The following is a 25,714-nucleotide window of genomic DNA, read 5'->3' on the forward strand; positions in this document are numbered from 1 at the left end:
GGTGCAGGCCGGTTCGGTGAAAGGTGGCACGGATGCGTAAGCACGAACGCTTCTCCGCGATCCTGGACCGCATCTCGCACGACGGCAGCATCGACGTGGAACAACTGGTGGCCGACTTCGGCGTCTCGCCGGCCACCGCCCGCCGGGACCTGGACGAACTCGCCGCCCAGCAGCTGGTCTCGCGCACCCGGGGCGGCGCGGTCGGCGGCTCCGTCAGTTACGGCCTGCCGGTGCGCTACCGGACCGCGCGGCAGTCCGACCAGAAACGGCGCATCGCCGACCGGGCCGCACAGATGATCGAGGCAGGCACCGTCGTGGGCTTCAACGGCGGCACCACGACCACCGAGGTCGCTCGCAGCCTCGCCTCGCGGGCCGACATCGCCGAGGGTGAGGCCGGAGCCCTGACGTCGCTGACCGTCGTCACCAACGCGCTCAACATCGCCAGCGACCTCGCGGTGCGACCGCAGCTGCGGGTGGTCGTGATCGGCGGGGTCATCCGCCCCCAATCCTTCGAGTTGGTGGGGCATTTCGCCCGTCCGGTCATCGACGCGATGACGATCGACCTGCTCTTCCTCGGTGTCGACGCAGTGTCCGCGGAGTATGGCGCCGCGACGCGTCACGACGACGAGGGCGAGATCAACCAGGCGATGGCGTCCCGTGCCCGCCGGGTCGTGGTGGTCGCCGACGGCAGCAAGCTCGGCAAGCGCGCCTTCTGCACGATCTGCCCGCCGTCCGGCATCGACGTGCTCCTCACCGACGACGGCGCCGACCCGGCGGCGGTGCGCGACTTCGAGCGTGCGGGCGTGGAGGTCATTCAGGCCTGAGCGCGGTCGTGCGCGGGCGTGAGCAGGCGCTGGTCTCGTTAGCGGGGGTGATGTCAGCCGCACTTCCGGTTACGGGATGGGCGGGGGTGTGCAGAAGTCGCGACGGTTGCGGGGTGTGCACGCGGGGCGGGCGAGCTGGTGCTGGTCTCGTAAGCGATGGTGACGTCAGGCGCACTTTCGCTTACGGGATGCGCGGGTGTGTGCGGAAGTCGCGACGGTCGCGCCATACGCACGCGCGCCGGCACGCACGCGAAGGCAGCCCGCCACGCCCTCTCGGACCGGAGCGGCGACTCAGAGCTCCAGCAGGCGCTGCACCTCGGCGGCCATCGCGTCGCGGGCGGCGCGCAGGTAGGGGCGCGGGTCGACCTTGTCGGTGCCGGCGAGCACCGAGCGGACGGCGCCGGTGAAGGCGATGTTGAGGGCGGTGCCGACGTTGATCTTGGTCATCCCGGAGCGTACGGCGGCGAGCAACTCGTCGTCGGGCACCCCGGAGGAGCCGTGCAGCACCAGGGGCACCCGCGCGGCGTCACGCAGACGGGTGATCAGCGCGTGGTCGAGGGACGCGGACTTGCTGGTCATCGCGTGGCTGCTGCCGACCGCGACGGCGAGCGCGTCGACACCGGTCGCGGCGACATAGGCCGCTGCCTCGTCCGGATCGGTGCGGACGCCTGCGGCGTGAGCACTCGCCGGGGCGCCCGGTTTGCCTCCCACGTAACCGAGTTCGGCCTCGACGAAGAGCCCGGTGGCGTGCGCGGCCGCCGCCACCTCAGCGGTCAGCCGCACGTTGTCGTCATAGGGAAGCGCACCGGCGTCGAACATCACCGAGCCGACACCGAGGTCGGCCGCCGCCAGCGCCAGCTCGGGGTCGGTGACGTGGTCCAGGTGCACCGCCAACGGCACCGCGGCAGTGCGGGCGATCTCCAGGGCGGCCGCCGTGATCGGGCGCGGGTCGTCTCCGTGGAAGGCGATCGTGTTGTGGCTCAACTGCAGGATGCACGGACGACCGGCCGCAGTGGCACCGGCTGCGATCGCCTCCGCGTGCTCCAGCGTGACGATGTTGAACGCGAAGACCGGCGTGCCCGAATCCGCGCCGGCGGCAACGAGTTCGGCGGTCGTCGTGAGCGTCATACGGTGATCTCCTGGAAGGTGAGTGCGGTCTGGTGGTGCGCGGCGACGGCCGGGTCGACGCTGCCGGCGGTGGGGCGGGCGACCGCACCGGCGGCCCAGCCGGCGGCGAGTCGCAGCCGCCGCAGCCAGTGCTCACCGTGCTCGATGCCGAGCGCGAGTCCGGCGGTGAACGCGTCGCCGGCACCGGTCGGGTTGCCCGTGACCGGCGCGCCCGGGGTCGCCCCGAAGTCGCCGACGGTCGTGCTCGCAACGAGCCCGTCCGCGCCGCGGGTGACGACGCACTCGACCGCGCCCATGCGGCGCAATTCGATTGCAGCTGAGAGTGTTTCGGCCATGGTGCCAGTTGGCCGACCGATGGCCGCACCTGCTTCCTCGGCGTTGACCTTGACCACGTCAGGCCCGGCGGACAACGCGGCTACGAGAGGCGCACCGGAGCAGTCGAGCACCACCGGCGCGCCCTGGTCGTGGGCGAGGCGGGTCAGCTCGGCATACGCATCGATCGGCAGTCCGGCCGGGAGACTGCCCGACAGCGTCACGACGGCCGCGTCGCAGGTGAGGGAGCCGAACAGCGCGGTGAACGTGCGCCATTCGTCGCCGCCGACCGTCGGGCCCGGCTCGTTGAGGGCCGTCGCCTCGTCGCCGGCGACCACCGTGACCGTGCGGCGGGTGGGGCCCGAGATGTGCGAAAACCGGTGTGGCACGTCGAGTTGGTCCAGAGCACAGGCAAGTTCGGCACCCGACGCGCCGCCCACGAGGCCGGTCGCCGTCACCTGTGCGGCCGCCTCGTGCAGCACCGCGGCGACGTTGACGCCCTTGCCTCCCGGGCGCTGCAGCACCTGCGAGACCCGGTGCGACTCGCCTGGCACCAGGCGGTCCACGCGATAGGTGATGTCGAGCGCCGGATTGGGACAGACCGCGAGGATCACGCCGGTCCTTCCTCTGCGGCGTCCCGCGCAAGCAGCGCCGCGCCGACCAGGCCGGCCGCTCCGGCCAGCTCGGAGACCACCAGCTCCGGCGCCTCCCGCCACGGCATACCGGCGGCGAACGCAGCGGCCACCGGCTCGCGCAGCGTCTCTCCGGCGGCGGACAACCCTCCGGCCAGGACGACCCGCTGCGGGTCGGTCAGCAGGGCCGCACAGACCAGTCCGCGGGCAAGGGTTGCGGTCGCGCTGCGCCATACCTCACGGGCGTCGGCGTCCTCGCCGAGCCGCGCGACGATCTGGTCGGCAGCCAACGTGGTGCCGGTGCGCTCGGCATACATCCGGGACACTGCGCGCGCGGAGGAAAACATCTCCAAACAGCCGAACGCCCCGCAATTGCAACGCACTTCGAGATCACCGACCGGGATGTGCCCGATCTCGCCGGCGATGCCCGCGTGTCCCTCCACGACCGTGCCGCCGGCGACGACGACGCCCGCGATGCCGGTGCCCACCACGACGATGAGCGCGTCGGCGCTGTCACCGGCGGCACCGAGGGCGAGCTCGGCAAGACCGGCGGCGCGCACGTCGTGACCGACCGCGACCGGCAGCGCGACGTCAGTGCGCACCAGGTCGCGCAGCGGCACGTCCCGCCAGCCGATGTTGGCGGCATAACGGGCGATGCCGCGGGAGGTGTCGACCACCCCCGGCACCACGACACCGACGGCAGTCACCGGCTCGCCGGCCGCGCGTGCGGCGGTGGCCTGCGCGCTGACAAGCCGGCGCAGCGTCTCGACCACCGCGGCCGGCCCGTCGGCCACCGGGGTCGGGACCGCGTGCGCGAGCCGGCGCTTCCCGTCGCCGTCGACGACCGCGGATTTGATCGTGGTGCCGCCGACGTCGACGGCCAGCACCGCTGGCCGATCGGTCACTGCAACACCACGGAGCGGGTCAGGTGACGCGGCGTGTCCGGGTTCTTGCCCGCGGCCTCGGCGAGCCCCACGGCGAGCCGCTGCGCGGTCGTGAGGTGCGCCATCGGGTCACCGCCGGAGTGCACGAGCAAAGCCCCGGTGGCCGCGACGTCGTCGGCGAGCCCGTCCGGAACATCGCCGAAAACCCATACGGCAGAACGCTCGTCGACGATGCTGATCGGTCCGTGGCGAAACTCCATCGCCGGGTAGGACTCCGTCCACGCCTGAGCCGCCTCGCGCAGTTTGAGCGCTGCCTCGTTGGCGAGCCCGACCGTCCAGCCGTCGCCGAGGAAGCTGAACTGGGTGCGCTTCAGCAGGTCGTCGGGGAGGGGTGCGGCCAGCTCCGCCTCCGCATCCCGTATGGCGGGAGCCAGGTCCTCGCCGAGCGCGGCCCGCCACCAGGCGAGCACGCTGGTCGCGAAACGGGTCTGCACGACCGACTGCTCGTCGGCGAAGCCGAGGAGCACGCTCTCGCCGGCAAGCGGCACCACCGGGTGGCCGGCCTCGGTGGTGACGACGGTGGAGGGCTGATCGGTGCCGAGCCGGCGCAAGAGGTCGAGCACCTCGGTCGTGGTCCCGGAGCGCGTGATCGCGACGACGCGGTCGTAACGCCGGTCGGTCGGGAACTGCGACGCGGCGAAGGCGTCGGTGTCGCCCTGGCCGGCCTGTTCGCGCAACACCGCGGCCGACTGCGCCATGAACCACGACGTGCCGCAGCCGACCACGGCGACCCGCTCGCCAGGTCGCGGCATGGCCGACCGGCTCTGCGCGGTGGCGGCGAGCTGCGCCGCCTGCGACCAGACCTGGGGCTGGCTCGCGATCTCGCCTGCGACGTGGGACACCTGGACTCCTGACGGTGACGATTGATGAGTGCAAGGACGACTTTAGATCATATTCAGTCATGCGGAGTGGTGTCTCGGCGGAGTGCTTGCCCAACCGATGCTGGACTGGTGCCGGACTGATGGCCCGGCCGATGGAGGACCGGTGCCGGGCGCCGGCGCGGCGGTCGCACGGTGTTCGATGTCCCCATGAGCCAGTTGACCCTGACCGACGCCCGCGTGCTCACCCCGGACGGCATCCGAGAGGGTGACGTGCGCATCGCGGACGGCCACGTCGTCGCGGTCGACGGAGTCCCGGCGGTGCCCGAAACGGACTCGCCGGTTGAGGACGCACCGGCTGAGGACTCTATTTCCCTGGGCGGTGCCCTGGTCGTGCCCGGTTACGTCGACCTCCACGTGCACGGCGGCGGTGGCCACGACATGGCCGGCTCGGCGGAGTCGATGGCCCGGGCGGTGCGCTTCCACCGGGGCCACGGCACGACCACGACGCTCGCGTCCCTCGTCACCGCGCCGGTCGACGACCTGGTCCGGCAACTCTCGTGGGCGGCGGATCTCGCCGACGCCGGCGAGATCGCCGGTGCGCACCTCGAGGGGCCCTTCCTGTCGCACGCGCGCTGCGGCGCGCAGAACCCGGACTACCTGCTCGACCCGGACCTGTCGGCCTTCGGCCGGATGCTCGACGCCGCGCGGGGCTGGCTGCGGGTGATCACGATCGCGCCGGAGCTGCCCGGTGCGCTCGACCTGGTCGACGCCGCGGTGGCGGCCGGGGTGGTGGCGGCCGTCGGCCACACCGACGCCACGTATGACGAGACCGCTGCGGCATACGACCACGGGGCGCGGCTCGCCACCCATCTGTTCAACGGCATGCGCCCGATCCACCACCGTGAGCCGGGTCCGGTCCTCGCCAGTCTCGACGCCAGGGTGCCCTGCGAGACGATCAACGACGGCATCCACCTGCACCCCGCCGTGCTGCGCGAAGTGCTCGCTCGCGGCTCGGACAAGCTTGTGCTCATCACCGACGCGATCGACGCGGCGGGAGTCGGTGATGGCGTCTATACCCTTGGGGGACAACAGGTTTGGGTCCGCGACGGCGCCGCACGCCTGGAGTCAGGGTCACTCGCGGGCAGCTCGTTGACGATGGATTCGGCGTTTGCGCGAGCGGTGCGCGACGGCGTGCCGCTCGAGGCAGCCTCGGCCGCGGCATCGGCCAATCCGGCCCGCGTGCTCGGCCTCGACGACCGCGGGGAGTTGCGGCCCGGCGCGCGCGCCGACCTCGTGGTGCTCGACGACGCGCACGATGTCATGCGGGTCATGCGCGCCGGCCAGTGGGTCACCGGGGACAATGACCGCCATGAGTGATGTTGTCGTCGCGCGCATCGGCAAGCCGCACGGCCTGAAGGGCGAGGTGACTGTGCGGCTGCACACCGATGCCCCGGCGGAGCGTTTCGCGGTCGGTGAGTCCTTCCGCACCGAACCGGCAGACGCCGGGCCGTTGACCCTTCGAACTCATCGGGTGCACAACGGGATTCACCTGTTGAGCTTCGAGGAGGCGCTTGACCGGACGGCGGCTGAGGCGCTGCGCGGCACCCAGCTGCTGGCGCCGGCGGACGCCGACGAGGACGACGACGCGTGGTATGCCGACGACCTGGTGGGACTCGAGGCCGAGGACCCCGCGGGCGGGCACATCGGCACGGTCACCGCATTGCACGACCGGCCGGCGCAGGACCTGCTGGAGCTGCGGCTGGAGGATGGCGCCACCGGCCTGGTGCCCTTCGTGGAGCAGATCGTGCCGGTCGTCGACGTCGACGGCGGGCGCATCGTGATCGATGCGCCGCCCGGGCTGCTCCCCACTCCGGACTCGGCGGGGGAGTGACGCGTGCGTCTCGACGTCGTCAGCATCTTCCCGGACTACCTTGCGCCGCTTGACCTTTCGCTGATCGGCAAGGCACGCCGCGACGGTCTGCTCGATCTGCGGGTGCACGACCTGCGGGACTTCACCCACGACCGGCACCGCACGGTCGACGACACCCCTTACGGCGGGGGTGCCGGCATGGTGATGAAGCCGGAACCCTGGGGTGAGGCGCTGGATCAGCTTGCGAATGCAGCGGATTCGCGTCCCGTCCTGATCGTGCCCGGTCCCGGAGGGACGCCGTTCAGCCAGGCGATGGCCCGTGAGCTGGCCGATGAGTCGCACCTGGTCTTCGCGTGCGGACGCTACGAGGGCATCGACGAGCGTGTCTACGAGCACGCCCGGAAGCGCTACGACGTGCGTGTGGTCTCCCTCGGGGACTACGTGCTCAACGGCGGCGAGGTCGCCGTGCTGGCTATCGTCGAAGCCGTCGCGCGCCTGTTGCCGGGCGTGATCGGCAATGCGGCGTCACTGGTCGAGGAGTCGCACGAAGACGGCCTGCTCGAATACCCCGTTTACACCAAACCCGAGCACTGGCAAGGGCTTTCGGTGCCCACCGTGCTGTTGTCCGGAGATCACGGCAAGATCGCCGCCTGGCGGCACGAGCAGCGACTCCAGCGCACGGCCGAGCGCCGTCCCGACCTGCTGAGTGCACCGGCGGCAGCATCACCGGAGCAGTTGCAGATATCGGTCGCGACCCCGGCGGACGTGGGCGAGCTGCTCACCCTGACCCATGCGTGCTGGTTGCGCGAGGGCATCGACAACGACAGGCTGGACATCCCGGCTCAGCACGAGACGCCCGAGTCACTCCGGCGATCGCTCGCCGACTGGACGACCTACGTCGCCCGGCTCGACGGCCGGCTCGTCGGCTCGGTGCGAGGTCAGCCGGGGGACGGACCGGCAGGCGCCGGAAGTGACTGGCACATCGGCCGATTGATGGTCGCGCCCGACCTGCGAGGTCGTGGTTTCGGGGGAGCGCTGCTGAGCTTCATCCAGGAGGTGGCGCCCGCGCAGGCTGCGTCATACAGCTTGGTGACAGGGGTGGGCAGCGAGGCCAACCAGCGGCGCTACAAGCGCGCGGGCTTCCGCATCACCGACCGCGACGATCCGCCGGGCACCGTGACCTTCACCAAGCGCCGTCGGTGAGCACGCTGCCGAGCACTCGTGCGGCCTCGCCGAATCCGCCTGGATTGGGGCCGGCGTAGTTCAACCGGACGAACGGGCCGGTGGGCTCGGCCGGGAACCACTCGTCACCGTTGCCGACGGTGACACCCCGATCGCGGCAGGCGGCGACATAACGGTCGAGCCGGGTCTCGTCGGGCAGCCGTGCCCACAGATTGAGGCCACCGGTGGGCACGTGGTCGAGAGTCAGCGACGGGGCATGCTCGGCGAGTGCGGCAACGAGCAGGTCGCGCCGGGCGCCGAGTTCACGCGCGACCCGGCGCAGGTGACTGCGCCAGGCAGGCTGGGTCACCACGTCGAGCGCGACGGTCTGGAGCACATTGCTGACATAGATCGACTCGACCTCGGCGTCGGCGAGAATGCGCTGCCGGGCCGGGCCCCGGGCGACGATCGCCGCGACCCGGACGGAGGGGGCCACGCTCTTGCTGAGCGACCGGAGGTAGACGACGTGGCCTGCGGTGTCGCCGCCGATGAGCGGGCGCGCCGGTGCAGCGATGCCGAAGTCGTGGGCCGCATCGTCCTCGATCAGGAACGCGCCTCGGCTGCGCATCACCTCCAACAGATCGCGACGCAGCTGGGGTGACCAGTTCGCGCCAGTGGGGCTCGCGAAGTTGGGCTGCGCGTAGAAGGCGCGCGCGCCCGACTCGGCCAGTGCACGGTCGACGGCCTCGGGGCTGGGCCCGGCGGCACCCGACGGCACTGGCACGGTCCGCACCCCCACCTGCCGAGCGGCGAGGATCGCACCCCAGTAGGTCGGGGACTCCACCACGAGGCTGCGCCCGGCACCGACAAGCGCCCGGAAGGCGGTCGTCAGCCCGCTCTGGCTGCCCGGAAGAACGACCACGTCGCTCGGGGCGATCGATCCGGCCGCCGCGTCGGAGCTCGTGGTGGCCTCGTTCGCGAACCACGCCTGCAGGTCGGGCAGGCCCGCAGTCGGCGGCCGTTCGGTGATCGCGTTGGCTCGCGCGGCGCGACGAAAAGCCGCTCGCACCAACGATTCCGGTGTCAACTCACGATCGGGGTAACCGGAGTGGAGCGCGAACACATCGTTCGGCACCGACTGCAGCGCGCTCGGGGACAGCGGTGTGGTCGGGGTGCCGAGCGACAGCGCCTCGGTCTGCCAGCCGTAGTCCGCCGGGCGGGCAAGCGGCCGGGTGCGCGCGAAGGTGCCGACTCCTGGTCGTGTCTCGACGCGTCCCTCCGCGGCCAGGGTCCGCAGCGCCTTCTGCACCGTGACGGGGCTGACGCCGTGCTCGGCCACGAGTGTCCTGCTGGAGGGCAGCTGTGCGCCGGCGGCTGCGCTGTCGAGCCAGCGACGCAACTCCGCGACGAGGCGGGAGCTGCTATCGTCATTCATGAGAAGAGAGAGTAGCGCTACTGCATCATTGCGCAATCCGCTATCGGGTGTCGGCTGGGGCATCGTCGGAGTGACCGCGTTCTCCTTCACGGTGCCGCTCACTCGCGTCGCCGTCGACCACGGCGGCCTGTCGCCGCTGTTCGTCGGTGCCGGCCGGGCCGTTGTCGCGGCCGTGCTGGCCGCCGCCGCGCTGGTGCTCACCCGGCAGCCGGTGCCGCGACGCGGTCTCTGGCCGCGGATTGCGGTCGTGGCTGCCGGCGTCGTCGTCGGCTTCCCGTTGCTCACCTCTTTCGCTCTGAGCCGCACCGCCGCAAGTCATGGTGCGGTGGTGATCGCACTGCTGCCGGCAGCTACCGCGGTGCTCGCGGTGCGCCGCGGAGGTGAGCAGGTCGGTCCGCGGTTCTGGGGTGCGGTGTCGGCCGGTGCGGTCGCTGCTGTCGCGTTCGCGATCGGCCAGAGCGGATCGCCGGGCTCGTCGGCGGGGCTGGGCTGGCCCGACCTGCTGCTCTTCGGCGCGGTCCTCGCCGCCGCGGCCGGGTATGCCGAGGGCGGCCTTCTCGCGCGCGAAATCGGCTCCTGGCAAACGGTTTCCTGGGCGCTGGTGCTGTCCGCCCCGTTGATGGCGGTGCTCACCGGTGGGTCTGTGGTGGCCAGCCCGCAGTCGGGCAGCGCGGGCCAGTGGTTGGCGTTCGGTTACCTCGGCGTGGTCAGCATGTTCCTCGGCTTCTTCGCCTGGTATCGCGGCCTGGCGATCGGTCCGATGGCGCGCGTGAGCCAGGTGCAACTCGTGCAGCCGGTGCTCAGCATCTGTTGGGCCGCGCTGCTTCTCGGCGAACGGCTGACCTGGCAGACCGTGCTCGGTGCGGTCTGCGTGATTGCCGGCGCCGGCATCGCGGTCCGCAGCCGTCGACTGACGGCTCGTGCGGCGAGTGACGGCCCGAAGGAGGCGTCGGTCGGCGAGGGAGCCGTCAGTGGTGGTCCGCGGTCATCCGGAAGTCGAGCGCCGGCGGCAGCGGCATGCCGGGCCGGATGCGGGCGAGCAGGTCGCCGATGACCCGGTCGCCTTCGGCGAGGTCCTCGACCTCGAGCCCCTCGAGGAGTCCAACCGCCTCGTTGTCGCGGCCGAGGCCGTGCAGCGCTTCTATTCGGAGCAGCCGTGTGCGTCCGTGATCGCGCAGTGCCGACGGTGCTTCGTCGATCGTCCGCAACGCGTCGGCGGCCTCGCCGAGGTCGAGCAGGAGCCGTAGCTGCTCGGTGAGCAGACCCCGGCTCGTCGGGTCCAGCTCGCGAGCCTGCGCGTAGAGGTCGACGGCCCGAGTCCTGTCGTCGGCCAGCACGGCCAGCACCGCCAGCCCGCGCAACGCCACCGCACTCGGCCGCTGCGCGACGCTGTCGGCGTACTGCGCTCGCGCAGAGTCGAATTCGCCGCGCACGTGCGTGCCCACACCGAGCGCGTATGACGTCCACCAGCCGCGCGGCGCCTGCCGCAACCGGGCGGCCCACCGGTCGGAGATCGGCGGCAGCAACGGCTGTTCGACCGGCACGCCCCGCAACAGGCCGGCCGCGAGCCGGCTGTCGTCGTCGACCTCCGGGAACTCCACCCCGTCGGGCGCGGCCTGGCCGCGGAGCGCGAGTTCGACACGCCCCCAACCTGATCCGCGCGCCAGGATCTCGCGGGGCCGGGCGTCGACATACGTCTCGAGCCACTCCGCGTGCCACGACTCGAGCCAGTCGGCCGGCGCGACATGCGCGACTGCCTCGGCAGCGGCAGCCGCCGCTTTTGCGAATGTCGCCCCGGCGGCTGCCGGGTCCACGTGGATGCCGCCGAAAGCCTCTGTCCACGAACGGGTTTCGTGACCGGCGAGCTCGTCGTGTTCGAGCTGGGTGAGGCAGACGCCCGCCTGGATCTCGGCGTAGGCGTCGTCGTCGGCCAGCCAGTGCTGCCACCGCCGGCCGCCCGGCGCGTTGCCCCAGAGGAAGAGCTTGCGGCCGTGCAGCGCCTCGGTGGCGGTCTGTGCGAAGCCGTCACCGTCCGGCTCGACGGAGGCGACGAATCGGCCTTTCCGGTAGTCGGTTTCGAAGAAGTAGTCGGCCGACTCGCGGGACGCAGCGGGGTAGCTGACGTCGACGGCGACGTCGTCCGGGTGCGGCACCGCCACCCGGTCCAGCGACCCGGAGTAGTCGGTCCGCCACGCGTGGGTCGCGGTCGTGAGCACTCGCGTGCGCTCGGTCTCGGGCACCGCGATGTTCGTCCAGTAGTAGAGCGGCTTGGGCTCGGGGTCGGGATTGATCACCCGGGTCGACACGAGCAACCGGTCGCCGGCGAGCGCCAGGTCGAGCTGGAGGACCAGGTCGCGGGTCCGCTCCCATTCCCAGAGGCGCAGCGCGTCGCCATACGGACCAGCGACGAGCGCCGCGTGCAACGGACGTGTGGTCAATGTGGTGTGGCCCGTCGACCCGAGATTCCACTCGATGCCGCCGGCGAACCATGCGTCGGTGAGGCCGAAATTGGCGTAGCGCAGGCGTTTCGGCACGAAGAGCAGCTCGCGGTCGGCGCGCAGGTCGCGCAGCGACCAGAGCCGGCCGCCCAGCCCGGGCAGCACGGTCGCGCGCAGCAGGCCGTTGTCGAGTTCGACCGCCGGCAGCTCCAGCCGGTGGTCCCCGCGGTCGTAGTCGCTGAAGAGTGCGTAGGGCAGGGGAGTGTCCAGCCGGCCGCGGGCGATTCGCTCGCGCATCGCGGCGGGCGCCTCCTCACTGACCGTGCGGGTGCCGGCAGGCCGGACGGGGCCGTATGCCGGCAGCGTGCCGGCCGCACCCAGTTGCGCTCCGCGCACGGCGAGCCTCGTGGTGCGCACCCGCGTGGCGGGTGCAGAGTGAGCGACGTGCATCACACTCCTGTTGCCGTTTTGTGATCGTTTCTGCACGAAATCGCACACATCCTTACACAAGTAATCATATTGTGGGCTCTGGCGTCGTGGCCTGCCCGATCAGGCGTGGTCACGCGGGCGCCCGCGGGAAGAACATCTGGAGGTAAGGCAGCCATGGCTCAATCCAACTTCGCGGTCAACCGGCGCACGGTGCTGCGCGCCGCGCTCGCGGCCGGCATCACGCTGCCGATCAGCGGGGCCCTGGCCTCGTGCGCCGGTGGGGGAAGCTCCGGCGGAAGCGGGGGGCAGAGCACCGGCAAGACGTCGGCGAGCAACCCGTTCGGCATGCCCGACAAGAGCACGGTCGACGCGGTGATCTTCAACGGCGGCTACGGCACCGACTACGTGACCTTCGCCGGCAAGATCGTCGAGAAGGACCACGCCGGCAGCACCGTGAAGGTCAGTCCGTCCACCCAGATCTCTCAGCAGCTGCAGCCGCGCTTCGTGTCAGGCAACCCGCCGGACCTGATCGACGACTCCGGCGCACAGTCCATCGGCGTCAACACCATCGCCAGCCAGTTGGAGGACCTCGCGCCGGTGCTCGAGGCCAACAACCTCGAGGGCACCAAGATCGCCGACACGCTCTACCCGGGCGTGAAGGAACGCGGCATGGTCGGCGACAAGATGCTCGTCCTCAACTATGTGATGACGATCTACGGATTGTGGTATTCCGCAAGCCTTTTCGAGGCCAACGGCTGGCAGCCGCCGAAGACCTGGGACGACCTGATCGACCTCGGTGGCAAGGCGAAGAGCAAGGGCAAGTACCTCTTCTGCTGGGGCAAGGAAGCCGCCACCTACTACCAGACGCTGGTGATGGACTCGGCGATCAAGGAGGGCGGCGACGAGGTCCGTCTCGCGCTGGAGAACCTCAAGCCCGGCTGCTGGTCGCTGCCCGCGGTGCAGGGTGTGCTGAAGAAGCTGGAGCAGATCGTCAAGGCCGGCTACGTCAAGCCCGGCGGCGCCGGGACGCAGTTCACCGCGGCGCAGGCGCAGTGGAGCAAGGACGAGTCCGCGATTCTCTACCCGTCGGGGTCCTGGATCGAGAACGAGATGAAGTCCCAGACCAAGCCCGGCTTCAAGATGACCGGCATCCCTGACCCGACGCTCACCGCGAGCAGCAAGATGCCGTTCGAGGCACTCAACGCCGCCCCGGGAGAGCAGTTCATCGTGCCGACCAAGGCCAAGAACCCGGCGGGCGGCAAGGAGGTGCTGCGCACCATGCTGTCCAAGGACTCGGCGACCAACTTCGCCAAGACCAAGCTGGCGCCCACCATCGTCAAGGGCACCGTGCCGTCCGACGGCTTCGGGTCGACCGCGCTGCAGTCGCAGATCAAGATGCTCGACGCGGCCGGTGACAAGGTCTTCAACATCCGCTTCGTCGACCTCTACGGCACCAACCAGGACATGCTCGTGCCCTGGAACAGCTTCCTGTCCGGACAGCTCGACGCGGCCGGCCTGACCAAGGCGCTGCAGGGCATCACCGACAAGGTCGCCAAGGACTCGTCGGTGAAGAAAGTCGAGATCAAGTGAGCGCAGTAACCCCACCCGCGGGCGGCACGCTGGCCATGCCGTCCGCGGGTGCGCCGACCGCCGCGCCGAAGCGCGGCGGTCGGCGCATGCGGCCCTCCCGGCTGCTGTTCGTGGTCATCACCGTCGGCCTGCCGATGGTGCTCTACCTGGGTCTGGTCATCTGGCCGTTCCTGCAGGCGATCTACTACTCGCTCACCAACTGGGGCGGCTTCTCCAGCTCGATGGACTTCATCGGGCTGGACAACTACAAGCAGATCTTCGGCGACGACGTCTTCATGAAGGCGTTGCGCAACAACGTGATCCTCGCGATCCTCGTGCCGCTGGTCACTGTCGTGCTGAGTTTCGTGCTGGCCACCATGGTCACCGTCGGCGGCTCCACGACCGGCGCGGTGCGCGGCCTCAAGGGGTCGAACATCTACCGCGTCGTGTCGTTCTTCCCCTACACGATCCCGGCGATCGTGATCGGCCTGATCTGGGCGCAGATGTACGACCCGTCCAAGGGCATCGTCAACGGCATCCTCACCCATCTGCCGTTCGGGCTCGGCGACCGCTTCAACTCCTTCGCCTGGCTCGGGGAGACCGCGACCGCGATGCCCGCGTCGATCTTCGTGATCGTGTGGGGTTTCGTCGGCTTCTACATGGTGCTGTTCGTCGCCGCCATCAAGGGCATCCCGGCCGAGCTGTATGACGCAGCGCGCATCGACGGCGCGGGCCGGCTGCGGACGATGTTCTCGGTCACCCTGCCGATGATCCGGGAGACCGTCCAGACGGCATACATCTATCTGGGCGTGCTCGCGCTGGACGCGTTCGTCTACATGGCCGCTCTCAACCCGACCGGCGGCCCCGACAACTCCACCCTGGTGATGTCCCAGGACCTGTTCAAGACCGCGTTCTCCCAGGGCCAGTACGGCCGGGCGAGTGCGATGGGCGTGGTGCTCGCGGCGGTGACGCTGCTCTTCGCGGCCCTCGTCTTCGGCGTGAACCGGCTGCTCGGCGGAAAGGCTGACAAGTGATGAGCGCGGTCTCCACCAAGACCCCGCAGAGCGACGGGCCGCAGGAGGAGCGCAAGCGCGAGCGCGGCGACCTCGGCATCCTGATCGGGTCGCACGTGGTGCTGATCTGCTGGTCGCTGATCGTCGTGCTGCCGCTGCTCTGGACGCTGTTCTCGTCGGCCAAGACCACCGGCGAGATCTTCTCCGGCCCGTTCACCATGCCGCACGACATCATCGGCACCCTGAAGGACAACTTCAGCTCGGCGTGGAACGACTCGCACCTCGGCCGTTACCTGCTCAACACGGTGATCGTGGTCGGGATCGCGCTCGCGCTGGTGATGGCGCTGGGGTCGATGTGCGCCTACACCCTCGCCCGCTTCCCGTTCCCGGGCAGCCGGGCGATCTACTACCTGATCCTCGCCGGCAACACGTTCCCGATCTTCCTGGCAATCGTGCCGTTGTTCTTCGTGCTGAAGAACGTCGGGCTGCTCAACTCGCTGCCGGGGCTGATCCTCACCTACGTCGCGTTCGCCTTCCCGTTCACGGTGTTCTTCCTCTATCCGTTCTTCCGCGCGCTGCCCGCGGAGATCGGCGAGGCCGCCGAACTCGACGGCGCCGGCGACTGGCGCACGTTCGTGCAGGTGATGCTGCCGATGGCCCGGCCCGGGATCGCGGCGGTGACGATCTTCAACTTCCTCGGCCTGTGGAACCAGTTCCTGCTGCCGGTCGCGTTGAACACCGACGAGAAGAACTACGTCCTCTCGCAAGGTATGGCGAACTTCGCGTCGTCGGCCGGGTACGAGGTCAACTTCGGCGCGCTCTTCGCCGGCGTGGTGATCACCGTCATCCCGGTGCTGATCGTCTACGTGATCTTCCAGCGTCAGCTGCAGGGCTCCCTGTCGGCCGGCACGATGAAATAACGCCCGCGAACCTGGCCTGCGCCCGCGCGATTTCACCGATCGCCGGGGGTTCTGGCAAACTTGGGAGAGCGTGTCCGCACCGCATCGACCCCCGCCGCAGGGGGAGTGGGCGACATACCCATGAGGTCAGCAGACCGGTTCGGCACGCGCATCCGACCATCACATGAGCGGGCGGCCTGCGGCGCCCGCGAGGAAGAAGCATCATGCACAAGTTCGACGAGCTCGACGCCGCCCAGCTGCGCAGCGACATCCCCGACTTCCGCGCCGGTGACACCGTGAAGGTGCACGTCAAGGTCGTGGAAGGCAACCGCAGCCGTGTCCAGGTCTTCCAGGGCGTCGTGATCCGTCGCCACGGTGGCGGCGTCGGCGAGACGTTCACCGTCCGCAAGGTCAGCTTCGGGGTGGGCGTCGAGCGCACCTTCCCGCTGCACACCCCGTCGATCGACAAGATCGAGGTGGCCAGCCGCGGTGACGTGCGTCGCGCCAAGCTCTACTACCTGCGCGACCTGCGCGGTAAGGCCGCCCGCATCAAGGAGCGTCGCGAGACCCCGGCCAACCAGGCCTGAGCTCCGCTCGTATGACGGAGGAAGTGTCCCCGGCGTCCACGGACGCCGGGGACACTGCTGTCTCCGGCGGGGCCAGCTCCGCGGAGGAGCCGCGGCCCGCGGCGAGGCGGTCGGGGAAGCGCCGGCTCGCCATCGCGGCGCTGGGGTTCGTGGCCTGCGTCATACTGCTGCACGGGTTGGTGGTCGAGACCTTCACCGTGCCGTCCTCGTCGATGAATCCGACTCTGTGGCAAGGCGATCGGATCATCGCGTCCAAGGTCGGCACCGGGTCACTGCGTCGTGGGGAAGTCGTGGTCTTCAACGGCACCGAGGTCTTCGCCGACCCGGGTGCGCGCGCCCCGGGCGGCCTCGCCGGGGCACTGCGCTCGATCGGTGACACCTTCGGCTTCCGCCCGACCGAGACGCTCTACGTCAAGCGGGTGATCGGCCTGCCGGGTGACCGGGTGGCGGTCGGGCACGACGGGCTGCTGCGGGTCAACGGTGCCGTGCGGCTCGAGCCCTATCTGGTGCCGGGTACGTCGGCGAGCGACACGCCGTTCAGCGTGCAGGTGCCCGCCGGCCACATCTTCGTGCTCGGCGACAACCGGTCCGACTCCGACGACTCCCGGGCGCACCTGGGCGACCCCGGCGGGGGCATGGTGCCGACCGACGACGTCGTCGGTGAGGTGGTCCTTCGGTACTGGCCGACAGGTTCGTGGGGGAGACTCGGGTCGTGACCGACCAGCGATACCGACTGCCGCGCCCGCGGCCGGCGCAGGCCCGCCCGGCCGAGGGGGACGGCGCGGCGGTGGAGACGCCGCCTGCCGTCGCGCCGCCTGCCGTCGCGCCCCTGGGCGAGCGCGCCGCCCGTCGTGCGCGCACTCCCCGGCACGCTGCCTCCGGCCCGCCGTCGGCAGGGCGCCGGGCGTTGGTCGCGGTCCGCGAGCTCGCGGCGGTCGTGGTGATCGCGATGGTGCTGTCGCTGCTCATCAAGACCTTTCTCGCGCAGCCGTTCTGGATCCCCTCGGAGTCGATGGAGAACACCCTGGTGCCGGGCGACCGGGTCGTGGTCTCCAAGCTCACCCCCGGTCCGGCGGACCTCAAGCGCGGCGACGTCGTGGTGTTCGGTGACTTCGGGCACTGGCTGCCGGCCGCCGCAACCACGCAGCGCTCCGGCGTGGGCGGCGCCTTCGTGAAGTCGCTGCAGTTCGTCGGCCTCTACCCGTCCGGTGACGACCACCTGATCAAGCGGGTGATCGGGCTGCCCGGCGACACGGTCCGCTGCTGTAACACGCGCGGACAGATCACGGTCAACGGAGTGGGGCTGGACGAGCCCTATATTTACCCCGGCGGCGGCACCGACCAGAAGCGATTCTCGGTCACCGTGCCCGCCGGCAGGGTGTGGGTGATGGGTGACAACCGCGGGGACTCCTCCGACTCCCGCTTCCACGACGACGGCACCGGCACCACCGGCTCGGTGCCGCAGGACCAGATCGTGGGGCGGGCGGTGGCGGTGGTCTGGCCGGTGGACCGGATGACCTGGCTGAGCAACTATTCCTCGACGTTCGACAAGGTGCCGAAGAGATGACGAAAGACCGACCGGACTCCCGGCCCGGGGAAGCGCAGGACGTCCCGGGCACGGTCGGTGACGAACTGCCGCCCGGCGCGGTGCCCGAGGAGGAGCCGCCGGCTCGCCGCAGCCGCGGGGCGTTCGTCCGCGAGCTGGTCGTCATCGTCGTCATCGCGCTCGGCCTGAGTTTTCTGGTCAAGACCTTCCTCGCCCAGCCCTATTACATCCCGTCGCAGTCGATGGAGAGCACGCTCGACATCGGTGACCGGATCATCGTCAGCAAGTTCACCCCGCAGCACTCCTCGCTGCACCGCGGCGACGTGATCGTCTTCAAGGACCCGGCGTCGTGGTCGAGCGGGCCGAAGCCGCAGCAGCCGCTGCTCAAACGCATGGTGAAGGACAGCCTGATCTTCGTCGGTGTGCTGCCGGGCGGCGGCGACCACGTCGTCAAGCGCGTCATCGGCATGCCGGGCGACAAGGTCAAGTGCTGCACCAAGACCGGCAAACTCACCGTCAACGGGGTCGAGATCACCGAGCCCTACATCAAGGCCGGCAACGCGCCGAGCCTGCAGCAGTTCGACATCACCGTGCCCGCCGGCGCGGTGTGGGTGATGGGCGACAACCGCGGCGACTCCGCGGACTCCCGCTTCCACGACGGCAGCTCGGGTGGCAAACTCGGTTCGGTGCCGATGGACGACATCAGTGGACAGGTCGTCGCGATCGCCTGGCCGCTCGACCGCATCCAGTCGCTGAAGAGCTACGGCAACGTCTTCGCGCGGGTGCCGAAACCGTGACCGCCGGGCCGCGTCGGTCGGCCCGTCCCAGCCTGCGGGTCGAGCGTTCGCTGCAACGACAGGGCTATTCGCTGATCGCCGGGATGGACGAGGTGGGCCGCGGAGCGCTTGCCGGCCCGGTCTCGGTCGGTGTCGTGGTCATCGACGAGCGCACCCGCACCGTCCCGCAGGGCGTGAAGGACTCCAAGCTGCTCAGCCCCGCTGCGCGCGAGCGCATGGTGCCCGCCGTACGCCGGTGGGCGACCGACCACGCGGTCGGCCACGCGAGCGCCGCAGAGATCGACGCGATCGGCATCATGGCCGCGCTGCGCCTGGCCGGGACCAGGGCGCTCGCGGCCCTTCGCGTCGTACCCGACCTGGTCGTGCTGGACGGCAACCACGACTGGCTGACCGACCCGGCCCGCGAAGGGCTGCTCGCCCTCGCCGCCGACGGGCCGGTCGCACCGCCGGTCACCACGATGATCAAGGCCGACCTGAAGTGCTCGTCGGTCGCGGCCGCGTCCGTGCTGGCCAAGGTGGAGCGTGACGCGATGCTGGTCGCGTTCCACGACGACTACCCGGTGTTCAACTGGGCTGGTAACAAGGGCTATTCGGCACCGGACCACCTGGCGGCGCTGGACGAGCACGGGCCGTGCGAGCTCCACCGGCGCTCGTGGCGGCGGTTCGTGGCCGAGGAGGTCACGGTCGAGGAGGTTGTGCGCGAGGAGGTCGTGGCCGAGGAAGTGACGGCCGAAGAGCTCACGGTCGGGCAGGCCGCCGAGCCGGACGTGTGGAAGGAGTCGGTGTGAGCGCCGAGGACCTGGAGAAGTACGAGACCGAGCAGGAGCTCGCCCTCTATCGCGAATACCGCGACGTGGTGGGGCTTTTCAGCCACGTCGTGGAGACCGAGCGCCGGTTCTACCTGTGCAACGAGGTCGACGTGCAGGTGCGCGGCGAGGGCGCCGAGGTGTTCTTCGAGATCCGGATGAACGACGCGTGGGTGTGGGACGTCTACCGGCCCGCCAGGTTCGTCAAGAACGTCCGGGTGATCACCTTCAAGGACGTCAACGTCGAGGAGCTGCCGGCGCGGGAGATCGAGCTGCCCGACTAGGTCCGCGCCGTCACCGGCACGGCGAAGGACCTGCGGTCGCCGGCCCAGCGCTCGGGCGGCGCCAGGCGGTCCATGCGGTCCAGTTGCGCCCGGTCCAGCACCATGTCCGCAGCGCGCGCGTTCTCGATCGTCCGCTGCGGTTGGCGGGAGCCGGGTATCGGCACCACGTCGTCGCCCAGTGGATGTATGGCGTGGGCTCGCGCCAGTTGGTCGGGAGTCACCTCTGCGGACGCTGCTGACCGAGGCCTTCGCGGGGCTGGCAGCACCTCGGGTGGTCTTCGAGGCGGCGAGCCCGGGCGGCATACGCGATGCCGTGTCGGCGGGACTCGGCGTCGCGCTCGTGGCGCGTTCGGTCACGCAGCACGACGGTCGTCCGGTGCGCGTGCACCGGGTGCCGGGTATGCCGGAGCACCCGCCGATCGGGGTCTTCTGGCGGGCCCGGAGCGTCTCGGCAGCGGCTCGCCGATTCGTCGAACAGGTGACCCCGGGCGGCTGACGAGTCCGCCGTCCACATCCCGAAAGGCGGGTCGGCTGCGTCCACAGCCGGGCCGATTGCCCCTGCCCGGCCCATCGTGCGCCGCCGATCGTGGTGCGCGGAGGTGATCGCCGATGGGGCAATCGAGCGGACCGCAGGAGCGGCTCAGTCGGGCCGAGCTGGGTCGACTGGGGGAGGACGAGGCCGCGCGCTATCTGCAGTTGCAGGGTCTGACCGTCATCGAGCGCAACTGGCGCTGCCGGGAGGGTGAGATCGACATCGTCGCGCTCGATGACGTCGGTGACTGCCTGATCGTGGTCGAGGTCAAGACCCGCACCAGCAACGCGTTCGGGACGCCGATGGAGGCGGTCACCCCGGTCAAGGCGCGACGCCTGCGGGTGCTGGCCGCGCGGTGGCTGCAGGACCATCCCATCGGCCCCGCCCGGGTCCGGATCGACGTCATCGGCGTGCTGCGCCCGGTGCGCGGACCGCTGCAGCTGGAGCACTTGCAGGACGTCGGCGCATGACCATCGGCCGCACTCGCAGCGTCGCCGTCACCGGCATCCACGGGCGGGTGGTCGACGTAGAGGCCGACGTGTCGGGCGGCCTGCCCTGCTTCACCGTGAGCGGTATGCCGGACACCGCCTGCCGGCAGTCCCCCGACCGGGTCAAGGCCGCGGCCGTCAACTCCGACCTGGAGCTGCCCAAGCAACGCATCACCGTCAACCTCTCGCCGGCCTCCCTGCTCAAGCAGGGATCCGGCTTCGACCTGGCGATCGCCGTGGCCGCCCTGGTGGCGGGCGGCACGATCAGTCCCGAGCTGGTGGAGGGGGTCGTCCACCTCGGCGAGCTCGGTCTCGACGGCGCCGTGCGCGCGGTGCCCGGCGTGCTGCCGGCCGTGCTCGCCGCCGAAGAAGCTGGGGTGCGCCAGGTCGTGGTGCCGGTGGGCAATGCCGCCGAGGCCGCGCTGGTCCCGGCCGTGGAGGTGGTGCCGGTCGACACGCTCGCCGCACTGGTGCAGCGATACCGCTGCCTGCATCGCCGGGGGCCAACTCCGCCGTTGCCCGAGGTGCCGCCGAGGCTGTCGGTCGCTCCGACCGCACCCGACCTGGCCGACGTGGTGGGCCAGCCGGAGGCGCGCTACGCACTCGAGGTGGCCGCCGCCGGTGGTCACCATCTGGCGATGATCGGCCCTCCGGGTGCGGGCAAGACGATGATCGCCGAGCGGCTGCCGGGGCTTCTACCCCCGTTGCAGCGGGAGCAGGCGCTCGAGGTCACGGCGATCCACTCGGTGCTCGGCGCGCTGCCGGACCACGTGCTGATCGAACATCCGCCGTTCATGGCGCCACACCACGGTGCGTCGATGGCGTCGATCATCGGCGGTGGGTCAGGCCGCGTGCGTCCTGGCGCGGTGTCCCGCGCCCACGGCGGTGTTCTCTTCCTCGATGAGACCCCGGAGTTCCGGCGCGACGTGCTCGACGCCCTCCGTCAGCCGCTGGAGTCCGGGCGGGTGCACGTCGCCCGCGCCAGCGAAGTGGTAACCTACCCCGCTCGCTTCCAGCTGGTGCTCGCGGCCAACCCGTGTCCGTGCGGCAACAACTTCGGCAAGGGCGCCGGGTGCGTCTGCCCGCCCCAGGTGCGCCGGCACTACCTGAGCCGGCTGTCCGGGCCGCTCCTCGACCGGGTCGACCTGCGACTCAAGGTGCTGCCGGTCACCCGCGCGATGCTGGCCGGCCCGCGCGGCGAGTCCAGCGCGACCGTCGCCGAGCGCGCCCAGGCGGCGCGGCTGCGGCAGGCGGTGCGCTGGCGCGAGATCGGCAAGCACCTCAACAGCCAGGTGCCGGGGCCGGTGCTGCGCAGCGGGCCCTGGCGCCTCGGCGCCGAGGTGTCGCGGCCGTTGGACGAGGCGCTGGAGACCGGTTCGCTCACGCTGCGCGGATACGACCGCTGCCTGCGGGTCGCCTGGACCATCGCCGACCTCGACGGCGCACCCCGCCCGGAGCTGCAGCACGTCCTCGAGGCGCGTGGCTTGCGCGAGAGCGGCGAAGCCGCATGAACGACATTCCGGCACGTTGCCCGCAGGTGCTGCGCGACGGGGCAGAAGCGGACCGGACCCCGGAGGTGCTGCCCGACGGGGCGCAACCGGATCAGACCCCGCGACTGGAGGAGACCCGGGACGCGCAGCTCGCGGTGCGGGTGGCGCTCGCGGCGACCGTCGAGCCCGAGGACAAGGCGTTGATGCCGCTGCTCCAAGGCCGCGACCCGTTCACCGCCTGGGAGCTGGTGCGCACCAACGCCGAAGGCCGCTTCGACCGCTGCGTCGCACGGATCGAGCGGCTGCGCCTCGACGACATCGTCGCGCGGACCGCCGCGATCGGTGCCCGCATCATCATCCCGGGAGATGACGAATGGCCTTGCGCCGTCGATGATTTGGAGCGCCCGCCATTCTGCCTCTGGGTCACCGGACCGGCCCGGCTGAACATCGCCAGCCGGCGCAGCGTGTCGATCGTCGGGGCCCGCGCGGCGACCGCCTACGGCACCCAGGTCGCCGGCGAGCTCGCCTTCGGCCTGGCCAATCGTGGGTTCGCGGTCGTCTCCGGCGGCGCACACGGCATCGACACCGCAAGTCACCGGGGCGCGCTCGCCGCCGACGGCACCACGATCGCGGCAATGGCCTGCGGCATCGACATCGCCTACCCGGCAGCAAACTCCGCACTGCTCGCCGAGATCGCCCGGTCCGGCGCGATCATCACCGAGCTGCCACCGGGGTCGGCTCCGCAAAAGCAGCGCTTCCTCTCCCGCAACCGGCTGATCGCGGCCATCACTCCCGGCACGGTGGTGGTCGAAGCCGGGCTGCGCAGCGGATCGCGGGCCACCGCGACGGCCGCGCGCGGACTGCACCGGATGCTGGCCGCCGTGCCGGGACCGGTCACCAGCCCCGCGAGCGCGGGCACCCACCAGCTGATCCGTGACGGCGGAGCCGTCCTGGTCACCGACGTCGACGAGTGCGCCGACCTGCTCGGCACGATCGGGGAGGACCTCGCCCCGGTCAAACGGGAGCGATCGACGGTGGCCGACACCCTCGACGACGCCGAACGCAGGCTGCTCGACGCGTTGCCCGTCGTCCGCGCCACCGGGGTCGACCGGCTGGCGGTCAGCGCCGGCCTCTCGCCGCGTGAGGTCATGCGCGGGCTGGCGGTGCTGATGGGTGCCGGATTGGCGACGCGCACCGACGCCGGCTGGCGGCGCAGCCGACCTGATCCTGCATGAGTGCCACGTCGTGGCCGGTGCGGGCGCCGCCGATCCGGGAGGGTCGATAACCTGACCCTCGTGACCAACGCCACCTCGCTCGCCGACAGTGCGGTCGTGACGGCATACGAACGGCACCTGCGGTCCGAGCGGGGTCGTTCCGAGCACACGGTGCGTGGCTACCTCGCCGACCTGCGCAATCTGGAGGCGTTCCTGCAGGAGCAGGGTGTCGACGCCTGGACGGAGGTGACGCTCGCGGACCTGCGCTCATGGCTTGCGCGCCTCGACGCCACCGGCGCGAGCCGGGCGACGCTGGCTCGGCGGTCGGCCGCCGTGCGTGGGTTCTTCGCGTGGGCGACCCGCACCGGGCACCTCACCCGTGACCCGGCGCAGCGACTGGTCGCGCCGAAGCGCGTCCGGACCCTGCCCGACGTCCTGCGCCAGGAGCAGGCGAGCGACCTGCTCGACCTGGCCGGGGTGGCGGCGGACGACGCCGACCCCGTGCACCAGCGCGACCGCACCGTGCTCGAACTGCTCTACGCCAGCGGCATCCGGGTCGGTGAACTCGTCGGACTCGACATCGACGACGTCGACCGGCGCCAGCAACTCATGCGCGTGATCGGCAAGGGCGACAAGGAGCGCACCGTGCCCTACGGAGCGCCGGCTGCGGCCGCGCTCGACGTGTGGCTCACCGTCGGCCGGCCCCAGCTGGTGACCGAGCAGTCGGGTCCGGCACTCTTCCTCGGTCGCCGCGGCCGCCGGGTCGACCCGCGCACCGTGCGCAGCGCGGTGCACCGGCTGCTCGGGGAGGTGCCCGGCGCACCCGACCTCGGGCCGCACGGTCTGCGGCACAGCGCCGCCACCCACCTGCTCGAAGGCGGCGCCGATATCAGGATGGTGCAGGAGCTGCTCGGTCACGCCAGCTTGGCCACCACCCAGGTCTACACGCACGTCTCCGTCGAACGACTGCGACGCTCCTTCAGTCAGGCGCATCCACGTGCCTGATCTGACACCCCCGGACACCGACCGCGCCGACCCGGCGCAGGCCCCCACACCGCGTCACAGCAGCCACGACTCGTCACCCAACCGGCAGGCGCGGCTCATGCGCACGGTCGTGTCGGCCGTCGTCGTCCTCAGCCTGCTCAGCGCGCTGATCGGCTACCTCGTCGGCGACAGCCAGGTCCGAGGCCGCGCAGCGTCCGCGAGCGGCGCGGCGGCCTCCGGTGCCGCCTCGGCGCAGGGCGACGGACCGAGCGGCACACCGGCGTCGCCCGCAGCACCATCGGGCCGCCCGTCGGTCGCGGTGCCGGAGAGCGGGACCGGCACGTTCACCGTCCTCACCGTGCCGCAGACCACGACGGCGAAGACCGGCCGGGTCGTTAGCTACGCGCTGGAGATCGAGGGCGGCCTGCACGCCGACGTGCCCGCGATCGCCAAGGAGGTCGGGCAGGCGCTGCTCGACCCACGCGGCTGGCAGGGCGTGGAGCACGTCCGCTTCGAGCAGCTCACCGCCGCGCAACGCGGGCAGGGCAGGAAGCCGGACCTGACCATCCGCCTGGTGAGCCCGCATCAGGTCGACGCGCTCTGCGCGCCGCTGCCGACGCACGGGCGTACCTCCTGCGCCAGCGGCGGTCGCGCCGTGCTCAACTACCGGCTCTGGATGAACGGCGTCAGCGGCTACGGGGACGACCTCGCCGGCTACCGCGACTACATGGTCAACCACGAGGTCGGCCACACGCTCGGCCACGGACACGAGCGCTGCTCCAAGCCCGGCGCCTACGCGCCCGTCATGCTCCAGCAGACCCTCGGCCTCGACGGGTGCAAGCCGTGGCCCTGGCCGAAATCACCCCAGGGGAAGTAGCCGAGGGCGTCGAAAACCGAGCAGAGTCAACGGATCTCGGTAATCCTCGGGGCCGACGAGCAGCCCCCAGTGCAGACAACTGCGTGGCGCGCAATGACTTCCGGTCGATGCGAGCGTGCCGATCTGATCGCCGGCGCGCACCACGGTGCCGACCGCGTCCCGCGCGTCGAGCGGCTCGTAGGTGGTGCGTCGGCCGTTCGCATGCTGCACCGTCACGACCCCGCGGCCGGCGATCACCCCGGAGAACGACACCCGGCCGGCGCCCGCCGCCAGCACCGGACGGCCGGGGGCGCCGAGCAGGTCGACCCCACGGTGTCCGGCGGCCCACGGCGCCGGTGGCGCGTCGAACGGCCGCGCGACCGCCGGCTGCGGCCACAGCGGCCAGGTGAAACCGCCAACAGGGGCCGTACCGCGGTCCGTTTCCGCACCCGCGCCGCGACCCGTTTGCGCACCCCCTCCGGCACCCGGCCCGGCGGGCGGTCCGCCAGGCGGTCCGGCACCGGTTGCCGCCGCCGCGGTCGTCACCGCGACCAGTGCCGCCCGAGCCAGGAACGTCCATCGAATCGTCATACGGCATCGTCGGCCGGGCACCCCGGTGCGCCCCAGTCCCGCGGGGCCGACCTGGGGACGCGGA

At 71.1% G+C, this 25,714-nt stretch carries 28 protein-coding genes; 20 read left to right on the top strand and 8 right to left on the bottom strand.

The genetic code is table 11. From position 1 onward, the window contains the following. Window positions 1-32 precede the first annotated feature (32 nt). On the top strand, window positions 33-824 hold the full coding sequence (locus HJ588_RS10600; protein ID WP_171154734.1) for a DeoR/GlpR family DNA-binding transcription regulator: 792 nt from the start codon (window positions 33-35) through the stop codon (window positions 822-824). A gap of 291 nt (window positions 825-1,115) precedes the next feature. Here the strand turns inward: HJ588_RS10600 and HJ588_RS10605 are convergent, their stop codons facing one another. From HJ588_RS10605 to HJ588_RS10620, 4 genes are read right to left on the bottom strand one after another with little or no spacing between them, the layout of a single operon-like run. Continuing rightward, window positions 1,116-1,952 (bottom strand): class II fructose-bisphosphate aldolase, encoded by an 837-nt coding sequence (locus tag HJ588_RS10605; RefSeq protein ID WP_171154738.1) that lies wholly within the window; start codon window positions 1,950-1,952, stop codon window positions 1,116-1,118. Further along, entirely contained in the window at window positions 1,949-2,878 is a 930-nt protein-coding gene (locus HJ588_RS10610; protein ID WP_171154740.1) for a hexose kinase, read from the bottom strand. Before HJ588_RS10610 ends, HJ588_RS10605 begins: the two co-directional genes overlap by 4 nt. Next, window positions 2,875-3,801, bottom strand: coding sequence for an ROK family protein (locus HJ588_RS10615; RefSeq protein ID WP_171154742.1), 927 nt, complete (start codon window positions 3,799-3,801; stop codon window positions 2,875-2,877). The genes HJ588_RS10610 and HJ588_RS10615 overlap by 4 nt, the downstream gene beginning before the upstream one ends. Continuing rightward, window positions 3,798-4,682 carry a sugar isomerase gene (locus HJ588_RS10620; RefSeq protein WP_171154744.1) on the bottom strand — a complete coding sequence of 295 codons (885 nt, stop codon included), beginning with the start codon at window positions 4,680-4,682 and terminating at the stop codon, window positions 3,798-3,800. Before HJ588_RS10620 ends, HJ588_RS10615 begins: the two co-directional genes overlap by 4 nt. A gap of 186 nt (window positions 4,683-4,868) precedes the next feature. On the opposite strand from HJ588_RS10620, the gene nagA reads away from it, so the two are divergent. The 3 genes from nagA to trmD are packed head-to-tail and all read left to right on the top strand — an operon-like array spanning window position 4,869 to window position 7,734. Next, entirely contained in the window at window positions 4,869-6,038 is a 1,170-nt protein-coding gene (gene nagA, locus HJ588_RS10625) for an N-acetylglucosamine-6-phosphate deacetylase (RefSeq protein WP_171154746.1), read from the top strand. Further along, window positions 6,031-6,552, top strand: coding sequence for a ribosome maturation factor RimM (rimM, locus tag HJ588_RS10630; protein WP_171154748.1), 522 nt, complete (start codon window positions 6,031-6,033; stop codon window positions 6,550-6,552). Before nagA ends, rimM begins: the two co-directional genes overlap by 8 nt. Before the next feature lie 3 nt (window positions 6,553-6,555). Then, window positions 6,556-7,734, top strand: coding sequence for a tRNA (guanosine(37)-N1)-methyltransferase TrmD (trmD, locus tag HJ588_RS10635; protein ID WP_171154751.1), 1,179 nt, complete (start codon window positions 6,556-6,558; stop codon window positions 7,732-7,734). Here trmD and HJ588_RS10640 read toward each other — a convergent pair. Next, entirely contained in the window at window positions 7,715-9,127 is a 1,413-nt protein-coding gene (locus HJ588_RS10640; RefSeq protein ID WP_171154753.1) for an aminotransferase-like domain-containing protein, read from the bottom strand. The two genes, trmD and HJ588_RS10640, sit on opposite strands and share 20 nt — an antisense overlap. Here HJ588_RS10640 and HJ588_RS10645 point away from each other — a divergent pair. Then, window positions 9,126-10,181, top strand: coding sequence for a DMT family transporter (locus HJ588_RS10645; protein ID WP_171154755.1), 1,056 nt, complete (start codon window positions 9,126-9,128; stop codon window positions 10,179-10,181). The two genes, HJ588_RS10640 and HJ588_RS10645, sit on opposite strands and share 2 nt — an antisense overlap. Here HJ588_RS10645 and HJ588_RS10650 read toward each other — a convergent pair. Beyond that, window positions 10,096-11,982 carry a DUF5107 domain-containing protein gene (locus tag HJ588_RS10650; protein WP_212755411.1) on the bottom strand — a complete coding sequence of 629 codons (1,887 nt, stop codon included), beginning with the start codon at window positions 11,980-11,982 and terminating at the stop codon, window positions 10,096-10,098. The two genes, HJ588_RS10645 and HJ588_RS10650, sit on opposite strands and share 86 nt — an antisense overlap. Window positions 11,983-12,168: 186 nt before the next feature. On the opposite strand from HJ588_RS10650, the gene ngcE reads away from it, so the two are divergent. The 9 genes from ngcE (at window position 12,169) to HJ588_RS10695 (ending at window position 19,495) form a co-directional block, all read left to right on the top strand. Next, window positions 12,169-13,584 carry an N-acetylglucosamine/diacetylchitobiose ABC transporter substrate-binding protein gene (ngcE, locus tag HJ588_RS10655; RefSeq protein WP_171154758.1) on the top strand — a complete coding sequence of 472 codons (1,416 nt, stop codon included), beginning with the start codon at window positions 12,169-12,171 and terminating at the stop codon, window positions 13,582-13,584. A gap of 35 nt (window positions 13,585-13,619) precedes the next feature. Then, entirely contained in the window at window positions 13,620-14,597 is a 978-nt protein-coding gene (locus HJ588_RS10660; protein WP_171155655.1) for a carbohydrate ABC transporter permease, read from the top strand. Next, window positions 14,597-15,496, top strand: a complete 900-nt coding sequence (locus tag HJ588_RS10665) for a carbohydrate ABC transporter permease (RefSeq protein WP_171154760.1) — start codon at window positions 14,597-14,599, stop codon at window positions 15,494-15,496. The genes HJ588_RS10660 and HJ588_RS10665 overlap by 1 nt, the downstream gene beginning before the upstream one ends. 203 nt (window positions 15,497-15,699) lie before the next feature. Then, entirely contained in the window at window positions 15,700-16,062 is a 363-nt protein-coding gene (gene rplS, locus HJ588_RS10670) for a 50S ribosomal protein L19 (protein WP_171154762.1), read from the top strand. 11 nt (window positions 16,063-16,073) lie between these two features. Continuing rightward, window positions 16,074-16,778, top strand: coding sequence for a signal peptidase I (gene lepB, locus HJ588_RS10675; protein ID WP_171154764.1), 705 nt, complete (start codon window positions 16,074-16,076; stop codon window positions 16,776-16,778). After that, window positions 16,775-17,629, top strand: a complete 855-nt coding sequence (gene lepB, locus HJ588_RS10680; protein ID WP_343036667.1) for a signal peptidase I — start codon at window positions 16,775-16,777, stop codon at window positions 17,627-17,629. Before lepB (HJ588_RS10675) ends, lepB (HJ588_RS10680) begins: the two co-directional genes overlap by 4 nt. Beyond that, window positions 17,626-18,405 (top strand): signal peptidase I, encoded by a 780-nt coding sequence (gene lepB, locus HJ588_RS10685; protein ID WP_171154766.1) that lies wholly within the window; start codon window positions 17,626-17,628, stop codon window positions 18,403-18,405. Before lepB (HJ588_RS10680) ends, lepB (HJ588_RS10685) begins: the two co-directional genes overlap by 4 nt. After that, the gene (locus tag HJ588_RS10690; protein ID WP_343036668.1) at window positions 18,402-19,193 is read left to right on the top strand and encodes a ribonuclease HII; all 792 of its coding nucleotides are present in this window, start codon (window positions 18,402-18,404) and stop codon (window positions 19,191-19,193) included. Before lepB (HJ588_RS10685) ends, HJ588_RS10690 begins: the two co-directional genes overlap by 4 nt. Beyond that, complete coding sequence (locus HJ588_RS10695; RefSeq protein ID WP_171154769.1) at window positions 19,190-19,495, top strand: DUF2469 family protein; 306 nt, start codon at window positions 19,190-19,192, stop codon at window positions 19,493-19,495. The genes HJ588_RS10690 and HJ588_RS10695 overlap by 4 nt, the downstream gene beginning before the upstream one ends. Here HJ588_RS10695 and HJ588_RS10700 read toward each other — a convergent pair. Then, on the bottom strand, window positions 19,492-19,716 hold the full coding sequence (locus HJ588_RS10700; RefSeq protein ID WP_171150737.1) for a hypothetical protein: 225 nt from the start codon (window positions 19,714-19,716) through the stop codon (window positions 19,492-19,494). The two genes, HJ588_RS10695 and HJ588_RS10700, sit on opposite strands and share 4 nt — an antisense overlap. A gap of 50 nt (window positions 19,717-19,766) precedes the next feature. On the opposite strand from HJ588_RS10700, the gene HJ588_RS10705 reads away from it, so the two are divergent. From HJ588_RS10705 to HJ588_RS10730, 6 genes are all read left to right on the top strand, one after another. Continuing rightward, window positions 19,767-19,991 (top strand): LysR substrate-binding domain-containing protein, encoded by a 225-nt coding sequence (locus tag HJ588_RS10705; RefSeq protein ID WP_343036669.1) that lies wholly within the window; start codon window positions 19,767-19,769, stop codon window positions 19,989-19,991. Between the two features lie 113 nt (window positions 19,992-20,104). Then, window positions 20,105-20,497, top strand: coding sequence for a YraN family protein (locus tag HJ588_RS10710; protein ID WP_171154773.1), 393 nt, complete (start codon window positions 20,105-20,107; stop codon window positions 20,495-20,497). Beyond that, window positions 20,494-22,026 (top strand): YifB family Mg chelatase-like AAA ATPase, encoded by a 1,533-nt coding sequence (locus HJ588_RS10715; RefSeq protein ID WP_171154775.1) that lies wholly within the window; start codon window positions 20,494-20,496, stop codon window positions 22,024-22,026. Before HJ588_RS10710 ends, HJ588_RS10715 begins: the two co-directional genes overlap by 4 nt. Beyond that, window positions 22,023-23,240: a DNA-processing protein DprA gene (dprA, locus tag HJ588_RS10720; RefSeq protein WP_171154777.1), complete on the top strand. Its 1,218-nt coding sequence runs from the start codon at window positions 22,023-22,025 to the stop codon at window positions 23,238-23,240. Before HJ588_RS10715 ends, dprA begins: the two co-directional genes overlap by 4 nt. A gap of 60 nt (window positions 23,241-23,300) precedes the next feature. After that, window positions 23,301-24,224, top strand: coding sequence for a tyrosine recombinase XerC (locus HJ588_RS10725; protein ID WP_343036670.1), 924 nt, complete (start codon window positions 23,301-23,303; stop codon window positions 24,222-24,224). After that, window positions 24,217-25,080 carry a DUF3152 domain-containing protein gene (locus HJ588_RS10730; RefSeq protein ID WP_171154780.1) on the top strand — a complete coding sequence of 288 codons (864 nt, stop codon included), beginning with the start codon at window positions 24,217-24,219 and terminating at the stop codon, window positions 25,078-25,080. The genes HJ588_RS10725 and HJ588_RS10730 overlap by 8 nt, the downstream gene beginning before the upstream one ends. Here HJ588_RS10730 and HJ588_RS10735 read toward each other — a convergent pair. Then, the gene (locus HJ588_RS10735) at window positions 25,063-25,650 is read right to left on the bottom strand and encodes a M23 family metallopeptidase (protein ID WP_171154782.1); all 588 of its coding nucleotides are present in this window, start codon (window positions 25,648-25,650) and stop codon (window positions 25,063-25,065) included. The two genes, HJ588_RS10730 and HJ588_RS10735, sit on opposite strands and share 18 nt — an antisense overlap. Window positions 25,651-25,714: the final 64 nt, after the last annotated feature.

The sequence above is a fragment of the Flexivirga aerilata genome (genome assembly GCF_013002715.1).
In the GTDB taxonomy this organism is placed as follows: domain Bacteria; phylum Actinomycetota; class Actinomycetes; order Actinomycetales; family Dermatophilaceae; genus Flexivirga; species Flexivirga aerilata.

Coding starts and splice junctions, on each gene's coding strand:
- HJ588_RS10735 (WP_171154782.1), bottom strand. CDS start 25,650: ATGACGATTCGATGGACGTTCCTGGCTCGGGCGGCACTGGTCGCGGTG.
- lepB (WP_171154766.1), top strand. CDS start 17,626: ATGACGAAAGACCGACCGGACTCCCGGCCCGGGGAAGCGCAGGACGTC.
- nagA (WP_171154746.1), top strand. CDS start 4,869: ATGAGCCAGTTGACCCTGACCGACGCCCGCGTGCTCACCCCGGACGGC.
- HJ588_RS10715 (WP_171154775.1), top strand. CDS start 20,494: ATGACCATCGGCCGCACTCGCAGCGTCGCCGTCACCGGCATCCACGGG.
- ngcE (WP_171154758.1), top strand. CDS start 12,169: ATGGCTCAATCCAACTTCGCGGTCAACCGGCGCACGGTGCTGCGCGCC.
- HJ588_RS10710 (WP_171154773.1), top strand. CDS start 20,105: ATGGGGCAATCGAGCGGACCGCAGGAGCGGCTCAGTCGGGCCGAGCTG.
- rplS (WP_171154762.1), top strand. CDS start 15,700: ATGCACAAGTTCGACGAGCTCGACGCCGCCCAGCTGCGCAGCGACATC.
- rimM (WP_171154748.1), top strand. CDS start 6,031: ATGAGTGATGTTGTCGTCGCGCGCATCGGCAAGCCGCACGGCCTGAAG.
- HJ588_RS10665 (WP_171154760.1), top strand. CDS start 14,597: ATGAGCGCGGTCTCCACCAAGACCCCGCAGAGCGACGGGCCGCAGGAG.
- HJ588_RS10660 (WP_171155655.1), top strand. CDS start 13,620: ATGCCGTCCGCGGGTGCGCCGACCGCCGCGCCGAAGCGCGGCGGTCGG.
- dprA (WP_171154777.1), top strand. CDS start 22,023: ATGAACGACATTCCGGCACGTTGCCCGCAGGTGCTGCGCGACGGGGCA.
- HJ588_RS10605 (WP_171154738.1), bottom strand. CDS start 1,952: ATGACGCTCACGACGACCGCCGAACTCGTTGCCGCCGGCGCGGATTCG.
- HJ588_RS10600 (WP_171154734.1), top strand. CDS start 33: ATGCGTAAGCACGAACGCTTCTCCGCGATCCTGGACCGCATCTCGCAC.
- HJ588_RS10640 (WP_171154753.1), bottom strand. CDS start 9,127: ATGAATGACGATAGCAGCTCCCGCCTCGTCGCGGAGTTGCGTCGCTGG.
- lepB (WP_171154764.1), top strand. CDS start 16,074: ATGACGGAGGAAGTGTCCCCGGCGTCCACGGACGCCGGGGACACTGCT.
- HJ588_RS10645 (WP_171154755.1), top strand. CDS start 9,126: ATGAGAAGAGAGAGTAGCGCTACTGCATCATTGCGCAATCCGCTATCG.